Genomic DNA, 22,941 nt, shown 5'->3' with positions numbered 1-22,941 from the left:
ACTTATCTTTTTTTTGCGACTACTTGGTCTTTATATTGTAAATCAATACTTTGATATTGATTAATATCTATTTTATTTAGGTACTGCTTATAAAATGCTTTTAATTTATTCAATTTTTTTTTAAAATTATTTATATTTCCTAATATAATATGATGATTTCCTATTTTTGGAATTAAAAAAAATGAATTTTTATTATTTTTTTTTATGCTAATAATTTGGTTTTTGAATAATTCATCACAATTTATAAATTGTACTAAATTCACTAAGTGTTTTTTTTCTTCTTTAGAAAAAGTTCCTTTTGCTAAAATAACTTTTGAGGAATAAAATGAAGAAAGTTTTAAATTTTCCGCATCTTTAGTAAGATAATATTCTTTATTTCCATTTTTTATTCTTAAAATGGGTTCTTTTTGCCAAATTTTAATATTAAGGGTTCCATCGACACTAAGAAACACCTCAGATTTTTTTATAAAAGGATAATTATTTAATTTTTTTTCCATTATAAATATACATAATTGCCCAAGTTTTTTTTCAATTTTATCTTTTTTTTTATAAAAAAGAATATTTTTAATAATTTTTTCATTTATAAAATGATCTTTGGATAAGGGATCTATGATTAGATTGAACTTTTTTAAAATTCTATTTTTATGTATTTTTTGAGAAAAATAAAAAAACGATATCATACAAATTAGATATAATAATAAAATAAGGATAAAGGATGTTTTACTATTTTTCATTTATTTATCCATATCGTTTATACAACCATTTTTTGATAGGAATGATTAAGGTATCTATATCCCCAGCTCCCATTGTAAGAATAATATCAAAATGTTTTTTTTCAATTTTTTCTAAAACTTTGGATATAGTAGATCTTTCTTTATTTTTAGAACTCATTTTTATTTTTTTGAATAAACTATCAGAATTAATTCCATTTATGGATAATTCTCTAGATGGATAAATATCTAATAAAATTAAAATGTCAAGCTTTTCTAAACTTTTTGCAAAATTTTCTTCAAAAAATTTAGTTCTACTAAATAAATGGGGTTGAAAAATTCCCAATATTTTTTTATTTGGAAAACATTCTCTAACAGTATGAATCAATGCATTAATTTCTGTAGGATGATGTGCATAATCATCTATATAATAGATTTTTTTTTTATTATAATGGATGGTGTATCTTCTTTTTATTCCTTTAAATAAAAATAAAGCTTTTTTTACTTTTTCTTTATTAATTTTTAAATAATCAGATATAGCTAATGCTGCTGTAACGTTTTTTAAATTATGTATACCTGGAATAGGTAATGGTAAATATTTCCATGTTTCTGTAGGAGTGTGAAAATCAAAATACCATTTATTTTTTTTTATAAAAAGATGATTTGAATAATAATTTGCTTTTTCTATAACAGAATAATATATAGCGTTTTTTGATAAAAAAGACTCTTCTTTACAAAGAAATATTTTTTTATATGGTTTTTTTATTCTATTTGAAAAAGCTACATAAGCCTTTTTTAAAGTTTCTTTTTTTGGATAAGTATCAACATGATCTTGGTCCAAAGACGTAATACATGCGATATTAGGAGAAAGATATAAAAAAGAATGGTCAAATTCGTCTGCTTCTACCAAGAAAATTTTTCTTCCATTCAATATTATATTAGATTGATAATTCTCAGATATGCCTCCTAAAAAAGCAGTCATAGAAATTCCTGAATGATATAAAATGTGTCCTAGTAAAGTGCAAGTGGTTGTTTTTCCATGAGTCCCACCTATAGCTATGCAAATTTCATTTTCTGTAATTAAAGCTAATACTTGAGAACGTTTTTTAATATTTTTACCATTTTTTTTTAAAAATAACCATTGTTTATGATAATTAGTAATAGCTGGAGTATATACAATTAAACATCGTTTAGATAAAACCCATTTTGGTAATATTTCTACACTATCATGATAATTAATGGATATTCCCTCTTCTTCTAATTTTGTAGTCAACAAAGTTCTATTTTTATCATGACCATAAACAATTTTACCCATAGAATGAAAATATCTAGCGAGTGAACTCATACCCATTCCTCCTATTCCAATGAAATAAAAATAATCAATTTGGTTTAAGTTCATCAAATAATTTGTAAAATCTCGTTTACAATATCGTTTGTTGCTTTAGGTTTTCCTAATTGCAATATATTTTTACTCATTTTTTTTTTCATATTTGAATTATTCATTAATTCAATAGTTGAATCCACCAATTTTTGCTCTATTTCCTCATTTTTAATAATTAAAGCAGCCTCTTTTTCTTCTAATATTTTAGCATTTTTATTTTGATGATCGTCTGAAGACCAAGGAAAAGGAATTAATATATATGGTTTTCCTATTAAAGATATTTCCGATATAGTTAAAGCTCCAGCTCTAGATACAATGATATCTGCTGCAGCATAACATATCGGTAAATTTTCAATATAATCCATTAAAATAAAATTAGAATGATGAGACATTTTATTTTTTTTTATTTTATGAATATCAAATTTTCCAATTTGCCAAATAAGTTGCATATCTAATTGTATTAATTTTTTTAACCCTTTTATCCAAACATTATTTATACTATTGGAGCCTTGACTTCCACCTATAGATAAAATAATAGGTTTTTCTACTTTTAATCCTAAATGAATACAAGCTTTTTCTTTACTAGGTAATTTTTGTAATATTTCAGATCGAACTGGATTTCCGGTTATAATAGTTTTTTTTTCTGGAAAATATTTTTTTGCTTGTTCATAAGCAATACAAATTTTTTTAGCATAACGAGAAAATATTCTATTGGTTAATCCAGGAAAAGAATTCTGTTCTTGAATCAAAATAGGTATTTTATTTTTTTTTGCAGCATATAAAGTAGGGAAACTTACAAATCCTCCTGTTCCAATAACGATATCTGGAGAAAAATTTTTAATAATTTTATTTGCTAAAAAAAAACTATATATTAGTTGTATAGATAAAATAAAGCCTGCTATAGAAAAAAATCTATTCTTTCCACCTGAAATACAAACTTCTTTAATAGAATATCCAAATTTAGGAATTTCTTGCATCTCCATATGATTTTTAGATCCAATAAATAAAATATTGGTTTTTGGAATTTGTTTTTTTAGTTCTTCTGCAATGGCTATTCCAGTATATATGTGTCCTCCGGTTCCTCCACTACCAATAATTATTCTAGGAAAAATATCATTGCTCATGATTAATTATAATTTTACTTGTGTTTGTAGAATTTTCATATATCATTCTACTAACACTTAATATTATACCAAAACTAAAAAAAGTAACCCACATAGAAGTCCCTCCAGCACTAATTAGTGGTAAAGTTTGCCCTGTTACTGGAAATAAACCTACAGCTATTCCCATATTAATGAGTGCTTGATTAATAATAGGTAAACCAACCGCAAGTACCAACAAAGAACAAAAATAATTTTTTACTTTCGTAGCTATGACCATTACTCTAAGCAGAATGAGTAAATAAATAAATAAAAGAATGATTCCTCCAACAGATCCATATTCTTCTATTATAATAGCATAAATAAAATCTGAAGAAGATTGTGGAAGAAAAGCTTTGAAAACACTTTTTCCAGGACCACGACCAAATTTATTTCCTAAAACAATAGCCATTTTAGATTGTTTCATTTGATAACTTTCTTCCGATTCATTATCCAAAAATTTTTCTATACGACTTTTCCATGTATAAACCCTATTCATAGGATTTTTATCCCCCCATTTTATGACTGAATAAATGTATATTCCTGCAAATAAAATCCCCATAAAAAAAACTGCCATTATCCCTGTTAATGGATATCCTCCTATAAAAAGTAAAATTAAAACGGAAATAAAAACAATAGCGGCAGTAGATCCATTAGCAGGAAAAATAAGGCCAATAATAAAGAAAATAGGAAATAACAAAGGGAAAAAAGAATTTATTAAATTAATTTTTTTTTTATTTTGTTGAGCCAAATATCTAGCACAATAAATAAAAAGTACTAATCCAGCGATACTGGAAGTTTGAAAAGATATATTAATAATGGGAATATGTAACCAACGAGAAGCATTTACTCCATATAATTCTTTTCCCTGAGTTATAGTAAACACTAATAAAATGAACACTACAGGTATGGAAAGTGTAGACATACGGTAAAAATATTTATAATCTATAAATTGAGTAAAAAAAAGAATGCAAAACCCAACTAATAAAAAAATAGCATGTTTAAATAAATAACTAAAAACTGTATTTGTTCCTCCATATGTACTAACTAAATTAGTACTAGCGGAATATACTGGTAAAAAAGAAAATATAGCTAATAAAGAGATAAAAGCCCATAAATATTTATCTCCTTTGATATATCTATTAAAAATAATATCTATTTTTATCATATTTATTGGAAAGTTTTCTTACTTCTTGTTTAAATTTATTTCCTCTTTCCTTATAATCCTTAAAAAGATCAAAGCTAGAACAAGCAGGAGATAATAAAATATGATCTCCATAAGAAGATAAAAGATAAGCCATATAAACAGCCTTTTTTATACTGTTTGTTACAAAAATAATATCAATTATATTTTTAAAAAAATTATTAATTTTTTTATTATTTTTTCCTAAAAAAATTATAGCTTTTACTTTTTCTTTAACCAAAGAAATTAATTCTATATAATCATTTCCTTTATCTTCTCCCCCTGCTATCCATATAATAGGGGGATTTATACTTTTTAATGCATAAAAAACAGCATTTACATTAGTGGCTTTAGAATCGTTAATGAATTGTACTCCATTTATATTTTGTATTTTCTCCATACGATGTTCTATAGGTTTTAATTTTGATAGTATGGAAATTATTGATTTTTTTTTAACGTTAAATATTTCAGATATAATTAATGAAGCCATCACATTATATAGATTATGATCTCCTATTAAAGGAATATCTTTCACATTTATAAAATATATTTCTTTATTTTTTTTATTTTTAATAAATATTTTATCTCCTCTAATGTAAGCACCAATATGTAATTCTTCCTTTATAGAAAAAGGAATACAATTAGATAGAATAGGATACTTTTTCAATCCATTTTTTATGATAGGGTCATCATAATTATAAATAAAAATATCTTTCTTTTTTTGAAAAATTGCTATTTTAAATTTAGAATAAATGTAATTTTCAAAGTTATCATATCTATTTAAATGATCTTTTGTAATATTTAATAATACTGCAATATTTAAACGAAAATTGGAACAATCATCCAATTGAAAATTACTCACTTCTAATACATAAATATCTTTTTTTTTATAACTTCTTTAGAAAAACTACGTCCAATATTTCCTGCTATTCCTACATTCATTCCTTTTTTTTTAAGAATTTTATAAATAATGGAACTTGTTGTTGTTTTTCCATTACTTCCTGTAATTCCTATGATATAGGAGTTATCTAAATAACTTTTTCCAAATTCTAATTCTGATTCTATAGGAATTCCTATAGAATCAATTTTTTTTATAAAAGAACTTTTTCTAGAAATTCCAGGACTTTTTATCACTTTTATCGCTTTTTTAGAAATGATGTTTTCTGTATGCCCATTTTCTTCAAAAGAAATTTTATTTTTTATTAAAATTTTTTTATATTTTTTTATAATCATTTTAGAATCAGATAAAAATGTTTTTAATCCATTTTTTTTAGCTAACATAGCGGCTCCTATTCCACTTTCTCCTCCTCCCAATACTACTATAAATTTTTTTTTCATTTTTTTATATAATTAATAAAATAAATACTAACATAGAAAGCATCATTTGTATGATGATAAAACGATTAAAAATTTTATTTTCATGATATCCTAATTTTTGAAAATGATGATGCAAAGGAGCCATGATAAAAATTCTTTTTCCTATGCCATATTTTTTTTTAGAATATCTAAAATATAATACTTGTATTATAACAGAAATATTTTCTATAAAAAAAATTCCACCTAGAATAGGCAATGTCAATTCTTTTCTATTAATAATAGATAATGTAGCTATAACCCCTCCTATAGTTAAGCTTCCAGTATCCCCCATAAAAATCTGAGCAGGATAGGTATTATACCAAAGAAAACTTATCAAAGTTCCTAAAAACGAAAAAGAGAATATGATAATTTCTTCTATATTAGGAATATATATAAAATTAAGATGCGATGAATATATTTTATTACTGGAAATAATAGATAATAAAGATAAAGTTGCAAAAATAATAGAAGAAATTCCAGCTGATAATCCGTCTATACCATCAGTTAAATTAGATCCATTGGATAAAAATGTTATAATTATCATAACTATAGGTATAAAAACAATCCATGCATATTTTTTCCATTCTTTGTTATACCAACTTAAAATACAAGAATAGTCAAATTCATTCTTATGAAAAATAGGAATAGTAGTTTTGAATCCATGTTCTTTATTTTCTTTTTTAGCAAAAAAGTGTGAATCTATTTTTTTAATAGAAGTATTAAAATACATAGTATATCCAATAAAAAGTCCTAATAAAAACTGAACTAATATTTTTACTATCATACTAAGTCCTTTTTTATTATATTTTATTTTAATATAATCATCTATAAATCCAAGACATCCAAAACATAATGTTGTAATAATCAACATAATGACATATATGTTCTTTAAAGAAGAAAAAAGTATTGTAGAAATTAATGTAGAAAATATAATTATAATTCCTCCCATTGTGGGAGTTCCTTCTTTTTTTTTTTCTCCAACAATTCCAAGTTCACGTATATGTTCTCCTATTATGCTTTTTTTTTGATTCCAACATATAATTTTTTTATAAAAAAACAAAGCTATAAAAAACGATAAAAAAAAAGCTATCATAGCTCTGAAAAAAACAGAATTTATATTGATAAAAAAGAAGATATAAATTAAGTATTCAAAAAAATGAGCAATGATCATTTTATTTCATTTGTATCGTAAGTTTTTTTTTAAAAAAATTTTTAGCTATTTTCATATCATTAAAAGGATAACGCATTCCTTTTATTTCTTGAAAAGTTTCATGTCCTTTTCCAGCAATAAGAATAATATCTTTTTTTTTTGCAATTTTAATTGCGGTTTGAATAGCTTTTTTTCTGTTTACAACAGTAAACATAGATTCTTTTTTTAGATATGATTTAAAATTTTTCATATCAATTAAGATTTTTTCTACATCTTCTTCTCTAGGATTGTCGGATGTAAAAATAGATATATCACACGTTTCATAAACAATTTTTCCCATTAAAGAACGTTTTTTTATATCTCTATTTCCTCCACAACCTATAATACAAATTAATTTTTCATCATTTTTCTTGATTCCTTTTATAGTATTTAAAACAGTTTTTATTCCATCTGGATTATGAGCATAATCTACAATGATACGAATACCTGAATTGGATACAAATTGTTCAAAACGTCCTTTTATAGTTTTTATATTTTTTATTTTTTTAATAATATCACTTTTCCTTTTTCCTAGTAAAATAGCAGTAGCGTAGCTTGCTAATAGATTATAAACATTAAATTTTCCAATTAAATTAGTAAAAATTTTATGACCATCAATTAATAATTGATTCCCATGAATGTTTTTTTTCAAAATATTAATTTTGAAATTTGCATTTTTTTTAAAACCATAAAAATAAGTTTTAGCTAAAATATTTTTTATTATTTTATGCGCATTTTTATCATCATCATTTATCAATGCAAAAGCTTTTTTAGATAAATTTTCAAAAAAAAACCTTTTTGTAGATAAATAATGATCAAAAGACCCATGATAATCTAAGTGATCATGTGTTATATTAGTTAAAACTCCTCCTTTAAATAATAATCCTGCAATCCTTTTTTGATGTATTCCATGTGAGCTAACTTCCATAAAAGCATATTTACATCCTTTTTTAATTGATAAATTTAAATATTTGTTAATTTCAATAATATTAGGGGTTGTATGAATTGTAGGATATTTTTTAGATAATATTTTTATTCCCAAAGTAGAAATAAGAATGTTTTTTTCTCCCATTCTAGAGAATAATTGATGAAGTATAGTAGCTACAGAGGTTTTTCCATTTGTTCCAGTAATTCCTATTAATTTTATTTTTTTTGTAGGATTATCATAAAAATTAGAGGTTATAATTCCTAAAGCTTCTATAGAATCTGGAACAAGTATATAAGTGATATGTTTATCAATGTGAAAGGGTTCTTTTTCACAAACTATAGTAGTAGCTCCGTTTTGTATAGCTTCTATAATAAATTTGTGTCCATCTGTAATTTTTCCTTTTTTGGCCACAAAAATCATGTTAGGTTGAATGATTTTAGAATCCATAGAAATTCCTTCTACAAATTTAAAAATATTTTTTTCTATTATTTTTAATACATGTACTTTTTTTATAATATTTTTTAATATTTTTTTCATTCTTCTAATTTCAGAAATATAATCTGATTTTTTTTCAATTTATTCCCTGGTTTTACTGATTGAGTAATAACTTTACCTATTCCTTTATATCGTACATTAAACCCTCTATTTTCTAGTATAGGGATAATTTCCTTTCCTGGTACGGATATTACATTAGGCATTATCCATTTGTCAAACAAAAATGTTTTTGATTTTATAATTTTTTTTATCCAATTTTCTTTACTTTTTATTTTTTTTATTATTTTTTTTCCTATTCTTGGATAGATGGATTTAGCAATTTTGTCAAATACAGGAACTGCTACTTCAATTCCGTAATATCCTTTTTTTGGTTTTGAAATAACTACAATACAAGAATATTTTGGATTTTTAGCAGGAAAATATCCTACAAAAGAACTATTATAAGATACTGTAGCCCCTTTTATCCAATAATTTAACTGTGTAGTTCCAGTTTTTCCTGCATAGGGATATTCTGTATTATAATATTTTTTAGCTGTTCCATTTTTTACAACTCCTTCTAACATATTTTGAATTTTTATTATAGAGGATTTTTCAGCTATTGAAGAATTCATTACAATAGGTTTTGTATATTTTTTTATACTTTTACCATGATGTTTTATTTCTCTAATAAATAAAGGTTTAATCATTTTTCCTTTGTTCGCTATAGCATTATAAAAAGTAAGTATTTGCAAAGGAGTCAGTTTAATGTTATATCCAAAAGTAATCCATGGTAATGTAATGCTACTCCAATTTTTTTTTCCAGGTTTTGGGATAAAGGGGATACTTTCTCCTGGAATATCTATTCCTATTTTTTTATCTAATTTCCAATCACATAAGTGTTTTATGAATTTTTCCGGATTTTTTTTATAATTATCATAAATAATTTTTGCAATTCCTACATTTGAAGATAATTCTAAAATTTTTTTTGGATTCATTTCTACATATCCACTATAATGACTATCACGTATTTTTTTTCCTCTTAATTCCATTACTCCACCTTTTATATTGACAATCATATTAATATCTATTTTTTTATCTTCTAAAGCCGCCAGAATAGACATGGTTTTGAAAGTTGATCCTGGTTCACTTCCTTCCCATACTGAAAAATTCCTTAAATCCTCGTAAGTATTTTTTTTTGTTTTTTCCAGATTTATCATAGCAGGAATTTCTCCACTTTTTACATCCATAAGAATAACACATCCATGATCTGCTTGAGAGATATATAATTCTTGAAGTAATGCATGATAGGCTATATCTTGTAAATATATATCTATAGTAGAATAAACGTCTTTTCCATCTTCTGGATCTATTTCATTTCCTGATTTTAATGGTTTCCATATTTTATAACTGATACGTTGTTCTAATCTTTTTCCATTTTTTCCTTTCAAATATTTACTGAAAGCTCCTTCTAATCCTACTTTTCCTCTATGATCATCATATCCTAATGTTCTTTTCCCAATATTTTCTAATGTATGAACTCTGCATATTTTTTTTTCTACAATAAAACCTCCCCGTATTTGTCCTTTATTGAAAATGGGTAAATTCCGTAATATTTTGAAATGTGGATAATCTAAATTTTTTGCTAGCAAAAAATATCTATTCCCCCTTTTTTTTTCGTATTGAAATTTTTTATAGAAAAAAAATTTTGGTTTTTTAAATAAAAATTCCAATGAATTACATAAAGAGTGAATATTTTTTTGAAATAATTTTTCAGATATAGATCTAAAATCAATGTGAATATCATGTCTTACGACAGACATAGCTAAAATACTACTATCTGATGCAAAAATTTTTCCACGTTTAGCCTTAATTAAATTGATTCTAATCGTTTTTTCTATAACAGATTTTTTATATCCTTCTGAATCATTTTGAATATAGAATAAATTGAAAATAATTAGTGCTGAAATAAAGATGAATAAAAAACCAATTAAGTAAGATTTATATAATAAAATATATCTTTTTCGTTTCATTTTTTATTATATTGGATCCATCTCTTGTTTTTTTTCTAAAATTAATTCATATGGAGGTTCCTCTAAATGTTTTAACCCATTAACTAATTTTTTTTTGAGAAAAGATCCCAATTGCATTTGCATACATTGACTATGTATATCTACATATTCAGATCTTAGTTCTTTTATTTCTTCACTAATTTTAGTTATTTTTCTAATTTTTCTGTCCATCATATGTGAACTAGTAATGCTTATTAAAGATAATACAGTAAGAAAAACAATAAAATACCAATTGCGATAAGCATTTTTTTTTACTAAAAATTTTCCTTTCAGGATATCTTTTATATATGTTTTCATTTTTTATTTACTTTTTCTGCGATTCTTAATCTAGCGCTTCTGGATCTAGGATTATTTATTATTTCTTTAAGGGTTGGTTTAATTACTTTCTTATGTATCATTCTAAATGGAAGAATTTCAAAATTCATTTTATTTATTAAAATTCCCTTTTTAAAAAAATATTTTGCAATTCTATCTTCTATTGAATGATATGAAATAACAGCTATTCTACCTCCTGGTAGAATCATTTTAGAAGATTCCAATAAAAGATTCTTGAAAATATTAATTTCATTATTAACTTTTATTCGTATAGACTGGAATAGTCTAGCTAAAAACCTTTTTCTTTTTTTAAAAGAACCCTTAATTATAAAAAGACTAATTAAATCTAAAGTCGTAGTAATATTTTTTTTAAAACGCTTTTTTAATATTTTTTCCGCAATTTTTTTTGCATTTTTAAATTCTCCATATTCATGAAATATATGAAATAACTCTTTTTTAGAACATTCATTCAGTACATTTTGAGCAGAATAAGAAGATTCTTGATTCATTCTCATGTCTAAAATACAGTTAAATTGATTAGAGAATCCTCTTGTAGGATTATCTATTTGTAAAGATGAAATACCTAAATCCGCTAATATTCCTGATACTTTTTCTATACGATTTTTATTCAAAATATCTCGTATATGAATAAAATTATTGTGAAATAGATGAAAACGTTTATCTTTAATAAAATTTCTTTTTATGGATTCTTTATCCTGATCTAAAGCTATTAAAGTAGCTCCTTTATTTAATTTTTTTAGAATAGCATAAGAATGTCCTCCTCCACCAAATGTTGCATCTACATAAATACCATTTTTATCTGTGATTAAATTTTTTATGCTTTCTTTTAATAAAACTGGCTTATGATGGGAAAAATGATGTTTAAAATCCATTTTTTTACGAAATTATGCTTTATAACGATATGTTGCATACATATATCGTTATAATTTTTTAAAAAAAAATTTTTTTTAAAATGAAATTTTATTTGATAAAAACGGATAGATTTTCTAAAGCAAGAGCAGGAATTATAGAAACAGATCATGGTAAAATAAAAACTCCTATTTTTATGCCAGTTGCTTCAAAAGGTTATGTAAAATCAGTTCCTATACATGAACTACATAAAATTTCAAAAATTATTCTTGGTAATACTTATCATTTACATTTACAACCAGGAATTGAAATATTATATCAGGCAGGAGGAATTCATTCTTTTATGAATTGGAATGAGTCTATATTAACAGATAGTGGAGGTTTTCAAATTTTTTCTATGAGAAAATTGAATAAAATCACGGAAAATGGAGTTTTATTTCAATCTATAATAAATGGATCCTATCATTTTTTTTCTCCAGAGAGATCAATGGAAATTCAAAGGTTCATAGGCGGAGATATTATGATGGCTTTTGACGATTGTCCTCCTTTCCCCTGTAGCCATAAAGAGGCTAAAAAATCTATAATGAAAACACACCGTTGGTTAAAAAAATGTTTTTTTTATTTACAAAATAATCCAGAAAAATATAATTATAAGCAAAGTTTTTTTCCTATTATACAAGGAAGTATTTATCCAGATTTAAGAAAATCTTCTGCAGAAGAAATTTCATTGTTAGAAGCTGATGGTTATGCTATAGGTGGATTAAGTTTAGGAGAAAATAAAGAAAAAACATACAATATTACTGATTTATTAACAGATATTTTACCTAAAAAAAAACCTAGATATTTAATGGGAGTAGGGAATCCTGTAGATATTTTAGAAGGAATTTCTCTTGGTATAGACATGTTCGATTGCGTTATTCCTACAAGAAATGGACGTCATGGAATGTTTTTTACATGGAAAGGTATAATAAATATAAAAAATAAAAAATGGAAGAAAGATTTTTCTTGTTTAGATGAATTAGGAAATTCTTTTGTAGATAAATTGTATAGTAAATCTTATGTAAGACATCTTTTTTTATCCAAAGAGAATTTAGCAAAAGAAATTGCATCTATCCATAACCTTTATTTTTACTCTAATTTAATTAAAGAAGCAAGAATTCATATTTTGAATAATAATTTTTTTTCTTGGAAAAAATCGGTAATTCCTTTATTAAAAGAACGCTTATGAAAATTTTAGATCGTTATATTATTCGTAATATTCTCGGTACTTTTTTATTTATTACTATATCATTGTTATTACTATCTGTTGTTATTGACATTTCTCAACGTATGCATCGTTTGGAAAATAATCAAGGATCAATTAAAGAGGCTTTAATTTTTTATTATCCCTTTTGGTCCATATGGTTAGCTAATACTTTTTCTCCTATTACCGTTTTTTTATCTGTTATTTTTTTAACATCTAAATTAACAAAAAATTCAGAAATTACGGCTATTTTATCAAGCGGCATTAGTTTTAAAAGATTAGCCATTCCTTATTTGATATCAGCTTTTATAATAGGAATTGTAGCGTTATTAATAAATTATTATTTTTTACCTATAGCTAATAAAAAAAAAATGAATTTCATTATAAATATTTATTAAGTTCAAAATATAAAAAAAAATACGAAAAAAATCAACCGATTAGCACTAAAATTTCAAATAATGAATATATTTTTATTCGAAATTTCTCAAAAAAAAAAAATATAGGAAAAGAATGTGTATATCAAAAATTTGATAGGAATCAATTAATATATATTTTAAAATCTAAAAATATTTTTTGGTCCCAAAAAAATAGAATATACATTTTATATGATTACATAGAAACTACAATAAAAAAAAATCATGATTTTGTTATTAGAGGAGTTTACAAAATAAAAAAAATTCCAATAACTCCGGAAGAATTTTTACCTGAAGAATACATAGCAGAAACTATGAATATTTCTGAACTTAAAAAGTTTATTGATATGGAAAGAAAAAAAAGAAATGTAAATATATATTTAAATGAATATCATCAAAGAACAAGTTTACCTTTTTCCACTTTTATATTTACTATTTTAGGGTTATCTATCTCTTCAAAAATAAAAAAAGGAGAAATAGGTTATAATATTATTATAGGGTTTATATTAGCTTTTTTTTATATTTTTTTCATAGAAATTGCAAAAATATACTCTACTAAAAATTATATCCCTTCTTATTTATCTGTTTGGTTACCTAATGTGATTTTTGGAATCATTACATGGTTTTTTTATTGGAAGAGAAGTACATATTAATTCATTTCAAATCCTGCTATATATACTTGTCCATTTTGTTTAATAGATTTTATGGTGACATCTCCAGAATATTTTTTTAAAACGCGATCTACATCATTAGGTTTTCTCATTTTTTCTCCATTAATGGATAAAATAATATCTCCTTCTTCCATACCTATAGTACTTAAACGACCTGTTTTTATTTCTTTTATTCTAATTCCATAATCAATACCAAAATATTTTTTACATTCTTGGTTAAGTGATTCAAATGTCCCACCTAACAATTCAGATGGAGAAATTTCCTCCCTAGTTCTTATTTTTGTTCTTCCTTGCATATCTTTTAAAGTAACGTTAAAAGTTTTTTTATTTCCGTTACGGATTATATTCACTTTTACTTTATCTCCTGGATGTTTTGTTCCTACAATAAATGATAAATCTGCAATATTTTGTATTGGTGTCCCGTCTATGTTTTTTATTATATCTCCTTTTTTAAGACCTGCATCTGAAGCTCCACTTTTATTAAATACTTCTCCTATTAAAAACCCTTGTTGTTGTTTTATACTTTGATGTGTTTCCTTATTATAAGCTTTTAAATATTCTATCTTAGAAAGATCCATCCCTCTAATTCCTAAATATGCACGTTGTACCGTACCGTATTTTTTTATATCCTGTACTACTTTTGCTACTAAATTAGAAGGAGCAGCGAAACTATATCCTATAAAATTTCCTGAAGCTGAAGAGATAGCAGTATTAATTCCAATTAATTCTCCATTAGTATTTACTAAAGCTCCTCCACTATTTCCAGGATTCACTGCTGCATCTGTTTGAAAAAAAGATTCAATAGAGGATTGTGTTTCTCCTCTTAATATTCCTAAACTTCTATTTTTTGCACTTATTATCCCTGCTGTAACAGTAGAGTTTAAATCAAAAGGATTTCCTATAGCCAAAACCCATTCTCCTACCTGCACTTTATTAGAATCAGAAAAATAAATAAAAGGTAAATTTTTTTCACTTATTTTCAATAATGCTATATCCGTGCTTGGATCTGTCCCTATTAATTTAGCTCGATAAGTTTTTTGATCGCTGAGAGAAATTTCAATTTTTTCTGCATCTTTTATGACATGGTTATTGGTAACTATATATCCATCAGGAGAGATTATTACTCCTGATCCATGAAGTCCAGGCAAGTCATTTTTTTGAGGTTTTTTTCCTCTATTTCCGAAATCATCAGGAAATCCAAAAAATAAATCAAATGGATCAAATTGACTACTATATTTTTTTGAATAGTTTTTCACATTAACTACTGCATGTATTGTTTTTTTTACTACTCTTGTAAAATCAGGTAGTCCAGCAGAACTAACCAATGAGGAAGAATCAGATGAAGTAAGTTTTGTTTTAGGAGAAGAAGATGATGTATATGGAAAAAATAAAGGTTCTTCTTTCGTGTATTGTTTATATGCAGCAATGGTTATAATTGAACTTATTAAACTGCTAAAAATCATATAAAAAACTATTCTCTTCATATTTTGATTATTACTCTCTACAAATATATAGAATAGAATAGATAAGTGCTCAAGTGTTCATAATTTTATTTAAAAAATAATGTTAACTTCGTTGTTTATGAATATGAGTTTTTTTAAATATCATGGAACAGGAAATGATTTTATATTAATAGATTCTAGGGGTAAAATAGTTAAGGAAGATTCTTTTTTATTTAAAAAATTATGTAATAGGCATTTTGGAATTGGAGCAGATGGAATTATTTTTATTAAAGATGATTATAAAAGTGATTTTTATATGAAATATTACAATTCCGATGGGAAAGAAAGTACGATGTGTGGAAATGGAGGAAGATGTGCTATTTTTTTTTCCAAAAAATTAGGTATATACAAAGAAAATAAAATTCATTTTAGAGCTATAGATGGATATCATGATGGATATATAAAAACAAAAAATTTAGTTTCCATTAATTTACTAGATGTAAATGAAATAGAAATTCATCCAAAACATGTTTTTTTAAATACGGGTTCTCCTCATCATATAGTTTTTGTAGAAAACATAAACGAAATGAATGTAGATAAAGAAGGTAGAAAAATTAGATTTCAAAATATATATTTAAAAAAAGGAGTAAATGTTAATTTTGTAGAAATACTTGAAAATAATATTTTACAAGTTCGTACTTATGAAAGAGGTGTGGAAAAAGAAACTTTATCTTGTGGAACAGGTGTGACTGCTTCTGTTATTGCCGCATGTCAAACGGATAAAATTTCTAGTAAAATAAGAAAAATTTTAGTTAAAACTAAAGGAGGAAAATTATGGGTTTCATTTAGAAAAATAAAAAAAGAGTATAAAGATATTTATTTAACTGGCCCTGTAGAATTTATATTTCAAGGAAATATTTTTATTAAAAATTAGAATAAAAAAAAATGAATAATTATTCAATTACCAGTGATTCTTTGAAATTTCTTGAAAAATATCTAAATGGGTACTCTCCAACAGGAGACGAAAGTGAAGGACAAAAAATATGGATGAACTACATTAGTTCTTATGTAAAAAAAATTCAAACGGATTTATATGGGACAGCTGTAGCTATAATCAATCCTAATTCTTCATATAAATTAATTATTGAAGCTCATGTTGATGAGATATCTTGGTATGTTAATTATATAACTGAAGATGGTATTATATATGTATCTCGTAATGGAGGATCAGATCATCAAATTGCTCCATCTAAAAGAGTCATTATTCATACAAAAAAAGGATTTGTACATGGAGTATTTGGATGGCCAGCTATTCATACAAGAAAATCTTCAGAAGAAAAATCTCCTAATGTAGATAATATATTTGTGGATATTGGTGTTTCTAGTAAAATTGAAGCTATAAATATAGGGGTTCATGTAGGTTGTGTTATTACTTATTCTGATAAATTTTTGATAATGAATAACAATTATTTTGTAGCTAGAGCATTAGATAATAAAATTGGAGGGTTTATAATAGCAGAAGTTGCGAAAATGATTATGGAAAATGGTGTAAATTTAAAATTTGGATTATATATAGTTAATTCAGTTCAAGAAGAAGTAGGATTAAAAGGAGCTAAAATGATTTCTAAAACTATACAACCGAATATGGCAATTGTTACGGATGTAACACATCATACTTATAGTCCTATGATTGATAAAAAAATACAAGGTGATGTTAAATGTGGGTTAGGACCTGTAATTGGATACGCTCCTTCGATACAAAAAAATATTAGAGAACTTATTATTCATACTGCTAATAGTAAAAAAATACGTTTTCAACGTTTAGTTTCATCTAAATCTACGGGAACAGATACAGATGCTTTTGCTTATTCGAATAAAGGAGTATCGTCTGCTTTAATATCCATTCCTCTTAAATACATGCATACAACAGTAGAAATGGTTCATAAAAAAGATGTAGAAAGAGCTATCTTATTAATTTTTGAAACTTTACAAGAAATTAATAACTCTATTTTTTGAATCTAAAATAAATGATGTCTCCATCTTGAATTAAATAATTTTTTCCTGCCCATAAAAATTTTCCCGCTTTTTTTACTTTTTCTTCTGATCCATATTTTATAAAATCATTATAATGAATAATTTCTGCTTTTATAAATCCTTTTTTTAAATCTGTATGAATTACGGAAGCAGCTTCATAAGCGGTACATGGATTTGGAATAGACCAAGCTCGTATCTCTTCTTTTCCTACCGTAAAAAAACTTTGTAATTTTAATAAGCTATAAGCTTTTTGAAGAACTTTATCAATACCATAGCAATTTTTTTTCAACGATAAAACTACCAAAGTAGAATTCTCCGTTTCTACTATTTTTTTCATATTTTTTATATGTAAATGTATCTCCTCATTCAATTCATTATCTATATTACATACATAAATAACAGGTTTAATAGTTAGTAACTGTAAATCCTTTATATGTTTTTCTTCATCATCTTTAAATGGATACATTCTAATATTTTTTCCTTTTTTTAAAAAGGAAAAAACTTGTTTCAGTATATTTATAGATTTATTCGTTTTATTTTTTTTAGTTATTTTTTCTAATCTTTTTTCTATTGTTTCTAAATCTTTTAATTGTAATTCTATGTCAATAATTTCTTTGTCTCTAATAGGATTGATAGATCCTTCTATGTGAAGAACACTGATGTCGTTAAATAAACGTATCATATGAATCATGACATTTGTTTCACGAATATGAGATAAAAATTTATTTCCTAATCCATCTCCTTTATGTGATCCTTTAATTAATCCAGCTATATCTACTATTTTTATTTTATATGGAATAATTTTTATTGGATTAATGATTTTTTTTAGTTTGTATAGCCTTGGATCTATAACTTTTGTTACTCCATAATTAGGTTCTATGGTGCAAAAAGGAAAATTTTTTGATAAAGCTTTAGAATTAGAAATAAGGTTAAAAAATGTTGATTTTCCTGTATTTGGAAGACCAATAATTCCACATTTCATTTATATGAAATTTTTAAAATATTCAATAAAAATTACAATTTTTTATCAAAAAAAATATTATTATATATAGATGGACGAAAATAAAATGCCGTTTTGGAAACATATTGAAGAACTTAGAAAACATATAATTCATTGTTTTTGTGCAATTATAATTGCAATGATTATTTTAATGAATAATAAAAATATTATTTTTGATTGTATTATTTTTGGTCCGTCAAAAACGGATTTCATTACTTATCGTATATTTTATAAATTAACAAATACTTTTTTAGGTGTTCATTTAAATTCTGTATCTTTTTTTTCACAAAATTTAGAGATACAAAATAGACAAATATTTGGACAATTTCATATTTATATGTGGACTTGTTTTATAGGAGGATTCATTTTATCTTTTCCTTATGTTTTTTATGAATTTTGGAAATTCATAAAACCTGCTCTTTCAGATAAAGAAAAAAAATATTCTGTAGGAATACTTTTAATGGGGTCTATTTTATTTATATTAGGAGTTTTATTTGGTTATTTTATATTATGTCCGTTTCTAATTCATTTTGGATATTCTTTTAAAATAAGTCATATTCCGAAAAATATATTTGATTTATCTGATTACATATCTTTGATCATACATTCTGTACTATCTATGGGGATTCTTTTTTTATTTCCATTCTTCATATTTTTTCTTACTAAAATGGAATTAATTTCCTATTTTTTTTTAAAAAAATACAGAAAACATGCTTTTATGATTCTGTTAATTATAGCTTCTGCTATTACACCTGGAGATATTTTAAGTACAATAATCGTTTTAATTCCTCTGCTTATACTTTATCAAGTGAGTATATACATATCTTTTTATGTAAATAAAAAAACCTCTTGATTTCAAGAGGTTTTTTTATTATTCATGATTCATTATTTACGTATTGTAATTTCAACACGTCTTCCTTTACCTTTCCCTTTACCCTTTTTTTTACCTACTCCTAATCCTCTAATTACTATCCTAGTAGGATCTACTCCTCTATAAATTAAAGCTTCAAATACGGCGTTGGCTCTTTTTAGAGACAAAACTTTAGAGGATTTTCCATTAAAATCTGTAAATCCATCTATATAAAATTTAAAATTAGTAAAATTATTTATTATTATTTCAGCAATCTCATCAATAATTACCAAAGAACGATAAGATAATGAAAATTTTCCACTATCAAATAAAATAGGGCTAAAAATAACATCAGGACATCCTTGATTTTCTTTTTTACCAAATTTTTTAGGGCATTTATCTTCATTATCTGGAACATTATCTGAATCTGTATCAGGACAACCTTTAAATTTTTTTAATCCAAATAGATTTGGACATAAATCTTCTTTATCCAAAACTCCATCATGATCTAAATCTTCTTGACAACAAATTTTGTTTTCCTGAAAATTTTTATCTTCTTTTTCTTTTATTAAAGGAAAAGAAGCATGATCTTGATCTATTTCTACTATTTTTTTATTTTTAACGTTATTTTTAACGTTATTTTCTAAAAATTTTAAATTACCAAAACGAAAAATCATACCGATATTATGTTTCCAAAAATTCAAATAATCTTTTGTTTGGTAAGCAAAGACTTGATTATAAGTACTTTGTAAATTAATTCCAAAATTAGAAACTATCCACAAATTTAAACCTAATCCTCCGTCCAATACAAAAAAATTATTTTTATTCGTTTTAAAATACTTTGTTTCGGCTATTCTCAACTCTCTTTCTTTGTATCCATTAAATTTGTGAAACCCTGCTCCCAATCTTATATAGGGATCTATTTTGTAATGTGGAAAAATATATAAATTTACCCCATGACTCAATTTAACAAAAAAAGCATTTCCTATTCTCCATCTGTTATTGTCCACCATTCCTAATGATGCATCTAAATATAAACCTATATGTTTTTTTATGTTATGTTCTAATTCTATATTAGATATGATAGGATTAAAACTATTATTCTTTTTAAGAAAAAAACCTTTAAAAGGAGATGTTATAGGAAAATAATTAATATCATGTGCTCCAATTCGGACAAACCATCTTTCTTTAGAATCTTGAGAGAAGACAGATGAAAAAAAAGCGAATAAAGCAATAATAAAAAAATTGACGTTTTTCATAAAACTATAATTTCTTTGAATCTAAACAAATATAAATATTTGATTTAATTAATAAAATAATTTCGAGTGTTTTACTTCCCTAGTAAAATCTTTTTTACGCAAAAATTCACGTTTATCGTATATTTTTTTACCCTTTGCTAAAACTATTCTTAGTTTAACATATCCTTTATCATTAAAAAATAATTCTATGGGAATAATAGTTAACCCTGTATTTTTCAATTTTTTATATATTTTTATTAATTCTTTTTTTTTTAATAATAATTTTCTTTCTCTTCTAATTGAATGATTCCAGTTTGTTCCAAATTTGTATTCAGCTATGTACATATTTATAGAATACAATTCTCCATTTTTTATTTGGCAAAAACTATCCATAATATTTACTTTATTTTGTCTAATAGATTTTACTTCTGTTCCAAATAATTGTATTCCAGCCATATAATGTTCTATAAAATGATATTGAAATCTAGCCTTTCTATTTAGAATACTCATAATTAATTATTACTTTTGTGAGATATTTGTGATATAATTAATAAAAAATATACAAAAAAAATTTTAAAATTTAAATTTTAATATGAATGTGAAGGTACGTTATTTAAAGGATTTATGTGTTCAAGTAAGAAGAGATATTCTTCGTATGGTTTATGAAGCAAAATCTGGACATCCTGGTGGATCTTTGGGATGTACAGAATATTTTGTGGCTTTATATAAAAAAATAATGCATTATAATCCAAATAAATTTTCCATGGATGGTAAAGGAGAAGACCTTTTTTTTCTATCTAATGGGCATATTTCACCTGTTTATTATAGTATATTGGCTCATTCTGGTTTTTTTCCTATTAAAGAATTATCTACTTTTAGAAAATTAAATTCTCGTTTACAAGGACATCCATCTGTACATACTAAACTACCTGGAATACGAATTTCTTCTGGATCCTTAGGACAAGGAATGTCTGTATCTATTGGCGCTGCTTTATCAAAAAAATTAAATAAAGAATGGAATAGCATTATTTATAGTTTACATGGAGATGGAGAATTAAATGAAGGACAAATTTGGGAAGCCGTTTTATATGCAGGTGCTAGAAAAATAGATAATTATATAGCAACTGTAGATTATAATGGACAACAAATAGATGGAACTACAGATGAAGTATTGCCTCTTGGAAATTTAAAAAAAAAATTTGAATCCTTTGATTGGGAAGTTATAGAAGAATTAGAAGGAAACAAAATTGAAAAAGTTATTGATGTTTTAAAAAAGGCTAAAAATGAAACTGGTAAAAAAAAACCCGTTTTAATTATACTATATACTAAAATGGGATATGGAGTTGATTTTATGGTAGGAAATAATACATGGCATGGAAAATATCCTAATAAAGAAGAATTAGAAAAAGCGTTATGTCAACTACCAGAAACTTTTTTAGGAGATTATCCATTAAAATAGAAAAATTTATGAAACAATATAAAAATAAAGGACTAAAAGAAACTAGAGCTGGATTTGGGGAAGCTTTATCTTTTTTAGGTAAAAAAAATAAAAAAATAGTAGCATTATGTGCGGATCTTACTAGCTCTTTATTTATGAATACCTTTTCTAAGGAATTTCCAGAAAGATTTTTTCAAATAGGAATAGCAGAAGCAAATATGATTGGTATAGCAGCTGGACTTAGCATTGGGAAATATATTCCATTTGCTGGAACATTTGCTAACTTTGCTACATCTCGTGTATACGATCAAATACGTCAATCAATTGCATATTCTTATAAAAACGTAAAAATATGTGCGTCTCATTCTGGATTAACTCTAGGAGAAGATGGAGCTACACATCAAAGTTTAGAAGATATTGGCATGATGAAAATGTTACCTGGAATGACTGTTATTAATACTTGTGATTATAATCAAACTTATGCCGCTACTTTAGCTATATCTAATTATTTTGGTCCAGTATATTTGCGATTTGGTCGTCCTGCAGTAGCTAATTTTACAAATGAAAACCAAATATTTGAAATAGGAAAAGCTGTTGTTTTAACAGAGGGAAAAGATGTTACCATTGTTAGCACAGGACATTTAGTATGGGAATCGTTAGTAGCATCTAAAATTTTGTATGAAAAAAAAAGAATAGAATGTGAAGTTATTAATATTCATACAATTAAACCATTAGATGAAGAAACTATTTTTAAGTCTGTTAATAAAACAAAATGTATTGTTACTGCAGAAGAACACAATTATTTGGGAGGATTAGGGGAGAGTATAGCAAGAATACTTACTACTAAAAAATGTTTTATTCCTCAAAGTTTAGTAGCTGTAAATGATGTTTTTGGTGAAAGCGGAAAACCTATGGAACTTTTAAAAAAATATAAAATAGATTATGATTCTATTATAAATCATGTTCTACTTTTATTAAAAAAGAAAAATCAATAAATT

The 22,941-nt window shown here is 24.8% G+C and carries 23 protein-coding genes; 8 read left to right on the top strand and 15 right to left on the bottom strand.

Features of this window, described 5'->3' with window-relative positions; genetic code table 11:
• Positions 1–2: 2 nt before the first annotated feature.
• Genes H0H59_RS01275 through rsmH form a run of 11 tightly spaced genes read right to left on the bottom strand, consistent with a single transcriptional unit; the run spans position 3 to position 11,637 of the window.
• Complete coding sequence (locus tag H0H59_RS01275; protein ID WP_238785033.1) at positions 3–680, bottom strand: cell division protein FtsQ/DivIB; 678 nt, start codon at positions 678–680, stop codon at positions 3–5.
• Between the two features lie 58 nt (positions 681–738).
• Entirely contained in the window at positions 739–2,109 is a 1,371-nt protein-coding gene (gene murC, locus H0H59_RS01270) for a UDP-N-acetylmuramate--L-alanine ligase (RefSeq protein WP_185862355.1), read from the bottom strand.
• A complete protein-coding gene (gene murG / locus H0H59_RS01265; protein WP_185862354.1) occupies positions 2,109–3,215 on the bottom strand; it encodes an undecaprenyldiphospho-muramoylpentapeptide beta-N-acetylglucosaminyltransferase in 1,107 nt (368 codons plus the stop codon). Before murG ends, murC begins: the two co-directional genes overlap by 1 nt.
• Positions 3,205–4,398 (bottom strand): FtsW/RodA/SpoVE family cell cycle protein, encoded by a 1,194-nt coding sequence (locus H0H59_RS01260; RefSeq protein WP_185862353.1) that lies wholly within the window; start codon positions 4,396–4,398, stop codon positions 3,205–3,207. The genes murG and H0H59_RS01260 overlap by 11 nt, the downstream gene beginning before the upstream one ends.
• Positions 4,373–5,275, bottom strand: coding sequence for a UDP-N-acetylmuramoyl-L-alanine--D-glutamate ligase (gene murD / locus H0H59_RS01255; RefSeq protein WP_317167921.1), 903 nt, complete (start codon positions 5,273–5,275; stop codon positions 4,373–4,375). Before murD ends, H0H59_RS01260 begins: the two co-directional genes overlap by 26 nt.
• 2 nt (positions 5,276–5,277) lie before the next feature.
• Positions 5,278–5,751, bottom strand: coding sequence for a Mur ligase family protein (locus tag H0H59_RS03110; protein ID WP_317167920.1), 474 nt, complete (start codon positions 5,749–5,751; stop codon positions 5,278–5,280).
• A gap of 4 nt (positions 5,752–5,755) precedes the next feature.
• Positions 5,756–6,940, bottom strand: a complete 1,185-nt coding sequence (gene mraY, locus H0H59_RS01250) for a phospho-N-acetylmuramoyl-pentapeptide-transferase (protein ID WP_185862352.1) — start codon at positions 6,938–6,940, stop codon at positions 5,756–5,758.
• Between the two features lies 1 nt (position 6,941).
• The gene (locus H0H59_RS01245) at positions 6,942–8,423 is read right to left on the bottom strand and encodes a UDP-N-acetylmuramoyl-L-alanyl-D-glutamate--2,6-diaminopimelate ligase (protein ID WP_185862351.1); all 1,482 of its coding nucleotides are present in this window, start codon (positions 8,421–8,423) and stop codon (positions 6,942–6,944) included.
• Positions 8,420–10,390, bottom strand: a complete 1,971-nt coding sequence (locus H0H59_RS01240; RefSeq protein WP_185862350.1) for a penicillin-binding protein — start codon at positions 10,388–10,390, stop codon at positions 8,420–8,422. The genes H0H59_RS01245 and H0H59_RS01240 overlap by 4 nt, the downstream gene beginning before the upstream one ends.
• 6 nt (positions 10,391–10,396) lie before the next feature.
• Positions 10,397–10,726: an FtsL-like putative cell division protein gene (locus tag H0H59_RS01235; RefSeq protein WP_185862349.1), complete on the bottom strand. Its 330-nt coding sequence runs from the start codon at positions 10,724–10,726 to the stop codon at positions 10,397–10,399.
• Positions 10,723–11,637, bottom strand: coding sequence for a 16S rRNA (cytosine(1402)-N(4))-methyltransferase RsmH (gene rsmH, locus H0H59_RS01230; RefSeq protein ID WP_185862348.1), 915 nt, complete (start codon positions 11,635–11,637; stop codon positions 10,723–10,725). The genes H0H59_RS01235 and rsmH overlap by 4 nt, the downstream gene beginning before the upstream one ends.
• Before the next feature lie 80 nt (positions 11,638–11,717).
• On the opposite strand from rsmH, the gene tgt reads away from it, so the two are divergent.
• The 3 genes from tgt to H0H59_RS03095 are packed head-to-tail and all read left to right on the top strand — an operon-like array spanning position 11,718 to position 13,923.
• Positions 11,718–12,842: a tRNA guanosine(34) transglycosylase Tgt gene (gene tgt, locus H0H59_RS01225; protein ID WP_185862347.1), complete on the top strand. Its 1,125-nt coding sequence runs from the start codon at positions 11,718–11,720 to the stop codon at positions 12,840–12,842.
• On the top strand, positions 12,839–13,255 hold the full coding sequence (locus tag H0H59_RS03100; RefSeq protein WP_262887141.1) for an LptF/LptG family permease: 417 nt from the start codon (positions 12,839–12,841) through the stop codon (positions 13,253–13,255). Before tgt ends, H0H59_RS03100 begins: the two co-directional genes overlap by 4 nt.
• A 38-nt stretch (positions 13,256–13,293) precedes the next feature.
• The gene (locus H0H59_RS03095) at positions 13,294–13,923 is read left to right on the top strand and encodes an LptF/LptG family permease (protein WP_317167924.1); all 630 of its coding nucleotides are present in this window, start codon (positions 13,294–13,296) and stop codon (positions 13,921–13,923) included.
• Here H0H59_RS03095 and H0H59_RS01215 read toward each other — a convergent pair.
• Positions 13,920–15,425: a Do family serine endopeptidase gene (locus H0H59_RS01215; RefSeq protein ID WP_185862346.1), complete on the bottom strand. Its 1,506-nt coding sequence runs from the start codon at positions 15,423–15,425 to the stop codon at positions 13,920–13,922. The genes H0H59_RS03095 and H0H59_RS01215 overlap by 4 nt on opposite strands.
• Positions 15,426–15,522: 97 nt before the next feature.
• Between H0H59_RS01215 and dapF the strand changes: the two genes are divergently transcribed.
• Positions 15,523–16,317: a diaminopimelate epimerase gene (dapF, locus tag H0H59_RS01210; protein WP_185862414.1), complete on the top strand. Its 795-nt coding sequence runs from the start codon at positions 15,523–15,525 to the stop codon at positions 16,315–16,317.
• 11 nt (positions 16,318–16,328) lie between these two features.
• Complete coding sequence (locus H0H59_RS01205; protein WP_185862345.1) at positions 16,329–17,399, top strand: zinc-binding metallopeptidase family protein; 1,071 nt, start codon at positions 16,329–16,331, stop codon at positions 17,397–17,399.
• Here H0H59_RS01205 and H0H59_RS01200 read toward each other — a convergent pair.
• A complete protein-coding gene (locus tag H0H59_RS01200) occupies positions 17,389–18,399 on the bottom strand; it encodes a redox-regulated ATPase YchF (protein ID WP_185862344.1) in 1,011 nt (336 codons plus the stop codon). The two genes, H0H59_RS01205 and H0H59_RS01200, sit on opposite strands and share 11 nt — an antisense overlap.
• A 70-nt stretch (positions 18,400–18,469) precedes the next feature.
• Here H0H59_RS01200 and tatC point away from each other — a divergent pair, with 70 nt between their 5' ends.
• Positions 18,470–19,270 carry a twin-arginine translocase subunit TatC gene (gene tatC, locus H0H59_RS01195; RefSeq protein WP_185862343.1) on the top strand — a complete coding sequence of 267 codons (801 nt, stop codon included), beginning with the start codon at positions 18,470–18,472 and terminating at the stop codon, positions 19,268–19,270.
• 32 nt (positions 19,271–19,302) lie between these two features.
• On the opposite strand, the gene H0H59_RS01190 is transcribed toward tatC, so the two are convergent.
• The gene (locus H0H59_RS01190; protein WP_185862342.1) at positions 19,303–20,526 is read right to left on the bottom strand and encodes an OmpA family protein; all 1,224 of its coding nucleotides are present in this window, start codon (positions 20,524–20,526) and stop codon (positions 19,303–19,305) included.
• A 48-nt stretch (positions 20,527–20,574) separates the two neighbouring features.
• Positions 20,575–21,015, bottom strand: a complete 441-nt coding sequence (smpB, locus tag H0H59_RS01185) for an SsrA-binding protein SmpB (protein ID WP_185862341.1) — start codon at positions 21,013–21,015, stop codon at positions 20,575–20,577.
• Between the two features lie 82 nt (positions 21,016–21,097).
• Between smpB and H0H59_RS01180 the strand changes: the two genes are divergently transcribed.
• Both H0H59_RS01180 and H0H59_RS01175 read left to right on the top strand, forming a co-directional pair.
• Positions 21,098–21,964, top strand: a complete 867-nt coding sequence (locus H0H59_RS01180; protein WP_185862340.1) for a transketolase — start codon at positions 21,098–21,100, stop codon at positions 21,962–21,964.
• Between the two features lie 8 nt (positions 21,965–21,972).
• A complete protein-coding gene (locus H0H59_RS01175; RefSeq protein WP_185862339.1) occupies positions 21,973–22,938 on the top strand; it encodes a transketolase family protein in 966 nt (321 codons plus the stop codon).
• Positions 22,939–22,941: the final 3 nt, after the last annotated feature.

Origin of the sequence: Blattabacterium cuenoti (genome assembly GCF_014251715.1) — a bacterium.
GTDB lineage: Bacteria > Bacteroidota > Bacteroidia > Flavobacteriales > Blattabacteriaceae > Blattabacterium > Blattabacterium cuenoti_M.
This window is presented reverse-complemented; position numbering and strand designations above follow the sequence as displayed.

What these genes read in the sequence shown, in the direction of transcription:
- dapF (WP_185862414.1), top strand. Translation starts at nt 15,523, where the DNA reads ATGAATATGAGTTTTTTTAAATATCATGGAACAGGAAATGATTTTATA.
- H0H59_RS01205 (WP_185862345.1), top strand. Translation starts at nt 16,329, where the DNA reads ATGAATAATTATTCAATTACCAGTGATTCTTTGAAATTTCTTGAAAAA.
- H0H59_RS01175 (WP_185862339.1), top strand. Translation starts at nt 21,973, where the DNA reads ATGAAACAATATAAAAATAAAGGACTAAAAGAAACTAGAGCTGGATTT.
- H0H59_RS01260 (WP_185862353.1), bottom strand. Translation starts at nt 4,398, where the DNA reads ATGATAAAAATAGATATTATTTTTAATAGATATATCAAAGGAGATAAA.
- H0H59_RS01180 (WP_185862340.1), top strand. Translation starts at nt 21,098, where the DNA reads ATGAATGTGAAGGTACGTTATTTAAAGGATTTATGTGTTCAAGTAAGA.
- H0H59_RS01190 (WP_185862342.1), bottom strand. Translation starts at nt 20,526, where the DNA reads ATGAAAAACGTCAATTTTTTTATTATTGCTTTATTCGCTTTTTTTTCA.
- H0H59_RS01200 (WP_185862344.1), bottom strand. Translation starts at nt 18,399, where the DNA reads ATGAAATGTGGAATTATTGGTCTTCCAAATACAGGAAAATCAACATTT.
- smpB (WP_185862341.1), bottom strand. Translation starts at nt 21,015, where the DNA reads ATGAGTATTCTAAATAGAAAGGCTAGATTTCAATATCATTTTATAGAA.
- H0H59_RS03110 (WP_317167920.1), bottom strand. Translation starts at nt 5,751, where the DNA reads ATGAAAAAAAAATTTATAGTAGTATTGGGAGGAGGAGAAAGTGGAATA.
- H0H59_RS03100 (WP_262887141.1), top strand. Translation starts at nt 12,839, where the DNA reads ATGAAAATTTTAGATCGTTATATTATTCGTAATATTCTCGGTACTTTT.
- H0H59_RS01235 (WP_185862349.1), bottom strand. Translation starts at nt 10,726, where the DNA reads ATGAAAACATATATAAAAGATATCCTGAAAGGAAAATTTTTAGTAAAA.
- murG (WP_185862354.1), bottom strand. Translation starts at nt 3,215, where the DNA reads ATGAGCAATGATATTTTTCCTAGAATAATTATTGGTAGTGGAGGAACC.
- rsmH (WP_185862348.1), bottom strand. Translation starts at nt 11,637, where the DNA reads ATGGATTTTAAACATCATTTTTCCCATCATAAGCCAGTTTTATTAAAA.
- murC (WP_185862355.1), bottom strand. Translation starts at nt 2,109, where the DNA reads ATGAACTTAAACCAAATTGATTATTTTTATTTCATTGGAATAGGAGGA.
- mraY (WP_185862352.1), bottom strand. Translation starts at nt 6,940, where the DNA reads ATGATCATTGCTCATTTTTTTGAATACTTAATTTATATCTTCTTTTTT.
- H0H59_RS01275 (WP_238785033.1), bottom strand. Translation starts at nt 680, where the DNA reads ATGATATCGTTTTTTTATTTTTCTCAAAAAATACATAAAAATAGAATT.
- H0H59_RS01215 (WP_185862346.1), bottom strand. Translation starts at nt 15,425, where the DNA reads ATGAAGAGAATAGTTTTTTATATGATTTTTAGCAGTTTAATAAGTTCA.
- tgt (WP_185862347.1), top strand. Translation starts at nt 11,718, where the DNA reads ATGAAATTTTATTTGATAAAAACGGATAGATTTTCTAAAGCAAGAGCA.
- tatC (WP_185862343.1), top strand. Translation starts at nt 18,470, where the DNA reads ATGGACGAAAATAAAATGCCGTTTTGGAAACATATTGAAGAACTTAGA.
- H0H59_RS01245 (WP_185862351.1), bottom strand. Translation starts at nt 8,423, where the DNA reads ATGAAAAAAATATTAAAAAATATTATAAAAAAAGTACATGTATTAAAA.
- H0H59_RS01240 (WP_185862350.1), bottom strand. Translation starts at nt 10,390, where the DNA reads ATGAAACGAAAAAGATATATTTTATTATATAAATCTTACTTAATTGGT.